Origin of the sequence: Aquimarina sp. RZ0, from assembly GCF_008370685.1 — a bacterium.
In the GTDB taxonomy this organism is placed as follows: Bacteria; Bacteroidota; Bacteroidia; order Flavobacteriales; family Flavobacteriaceae; genus Aquimarina.
On the sequence record NZ_VTZU01000183.1, the window covers coordinates 1 to 2,298 of the forward strand.

3 protein-coding genes are annotated in these 2,298 nt (G+C 32.8%); 1 reads left to right on the forward strand and 2 read right to left on the reverse strand.

Annotated elements, in window-relative coordinates:
- On the forward strand, nt 1–344 hold a 344-nt coding region (locus F0000_RS27055; RefSeq protein WP_149627815.1), incomplete at its 5' end, for a transposase.
- Between the two features lie 249 nt (nt 345–593).
- Here F0000_RS27055 and F0000_RS27060 read toward each other — a convergent pair.
- A complete protein-coding gene (locus F0000_RS27060; protein WP_188112314.1) occupies nt 594–1,907 on the reverse strand; it encodes a M12 family metallopeptidase in 1,314 nt (437 codons plus the stop codon).
- Nucleotides 1,908–2,028: 121 nt separating this feature from the next.
- On the reverse strand, nt 2,029–2,298 hold a 270-nt coding region (locus F0000_RS27065; RefSeq protein WP_149627817.1), incomplete at its 5' end, for an integrase core domain-containing protein.

Genomic DNA, 2,298 nt, shown 5'->3' on the forward strand with positions numbered 1-2,298 from the left:
TAGCAGCTAATCAAGCGGATGGTGTGGTTGCAAGTAAGGTGGTAGAACCTCTATTAGGGTATTTAGATCGTATGGAAAAAATCTTGGCAGATGATGCTTACAAGAAAACATTTATGAAGTGGGTAGAAGGAAATATAGCTGGACTCGAAGTCGAGATCTCATCCGCACCTCCTTCCTCCAAAGGATTTGTTCCGTTAAAATGGAGATGGGTAACAGAAAGAACTTTTGGAATCTTTAATTTATTCCGAAGGCTTGACAAAGACTATGAAAAAACAACAGAAAGTCAAGAATCTTGGATATTATGGCAAAATTGTCAAATGATTCTCAATAGAATCACAAAATAATTGAAAATTATTTATTTATGATTGAATATAGAAAAGGGGAGTGATCAATTTGTCTTATATTAAAAATAATAGTAAAGATGTTATTTCCCTTTTTATCCTTTGATATTGATAGTTCTGATGTTTTCTTTTTTGTTCTAATCGGGGGTATGATTTTATATGGTATTAAGCCAAGTATTATTGAAACGCTGTAAACCTATGGTCATGTACCTGACCATAGGTTTATAAATATGTTATATCTTCCGCAGATTTTTAATTAAAACCAGGAGCCAATACATACTCAAAGGTTTCCCATGCATTTATACCATTGGGTGGTGTTACTATTTTTAGCTCAGGTTTTGCTATATGATGTGGTGCCTGTACATATCGATTTTGCCCAGGTATTTTTAAAGCAAACTTTTTACCACCTCTTGGAATCCACTCAAATTCTGATCCCCCACCAAAACCTTTTACTACAGTTAGGCGACCATTTCTTACTTTTAAGAAGTAGTTTTTATCCCCAAAGTTATCAATACGCAATTTAACTTTATTTCCGTTTGTAGGTTGTACCAAAAATCGCTCCCAATCTCTAATCGTATTATTAGGCCCAAAAGCTCCTGAGGCTATAGTTTTACCTTTGTTAGGATTACCAAATCTATAAGAAATTAATAACTTACCTGGAGCAGCAGGCTTAAAACCAATCACTTTCCATTTAGGGATACTACCACTACCAGCTTTTTTTGGATAGAGTTTGTTTAGAGCATTAATGTCGCCTTGAGAAAGCCAATTACGATTTGTTGTAGGTTGTGGCCAAGTTGACCCATTTTTTCTTGTCATCGTTGGTTTTCCATTTCTAGTGATTCTATTAGAGCCGTATATCATAATACTCTGAAAATCTAATGATTTAGTAGCCAAAGTGGTTTGATTACTGGGTAATTTATTAAGTAAACCTATAAAACCAGAAGGTACATTTTTTATATTTATATTTATATATTTATCCCTATCCGAACGCGTATGTTCATGCCAGAAGCCTAATGCGTGCATAATTTCATGTAAGGCAGTACCATGTTGTGCTTGAGAAGCACAAGATTCTGTTAAGTTAACATTGGTTACACCTCCTGTTGTACCTACGTTTGCTGTGCAGCCACTAGTGTTATAATTAATTTTTATATATTTTTTTTCATTGGTTCTCCATTTAAACTTTAGATTGCTTTTTTGCTCTATATGTTTAATTGCATTATAGATTGCTTTAGTATTTTTAAATCTTTTATCGACGGTAAAAGGAATAGTGTTACTTGACCATAGTTTGTTGCGAGTAGTGGCAAAACCTTTGGCATTTGGATCAGCTTCATCAGGTGTAACAATCATATCTCCTCCGATAATATATTGTCCATCAATTTTTTGAGCAGTGATTTGCTCTCCATAATACGAGATAGTTTCTAGTGTACCTCCTTCGGCAAATAGAGGGTTACCTTCTTCTTGAGCTATAGTTTCGACATTAGGAGAAGTTAATTCATCTTTTTCGCAAGAGAAAAAGAATAGTGATGCACAGAATACACCAATCGATAAGAATGATTTTATTTTCATATTTTTTAATTTTAACATACCTACTCTTATATAGACAAGTTCCTTTTAACTTTTATAAAAACAAACTTGTTATGGGTAAACCCTATTATCTGGACTGCCTAATAATTTTCGGACAAAATTTTTAAGCCACTTTTTTGTTTTTAATATTTAGATATTCTTGTTCTACTTCTAGAGGAGTTTTATACCCTAAAGCAGAATGTATTCTTTTAGTATTATACCATTTTATATATTGATCAATTATATAATAAGCTTCTAAAAATGATTTAAACTTATGTCTATAAACACACTCGTACTTTAATGTTTTAAAGAAGGATTCTGCTACAGCATTATCCCAACAATTTCCTTTTCTACTCATAGATCGAGATATTTTCAGGTTTGAATCTAGTAAGTT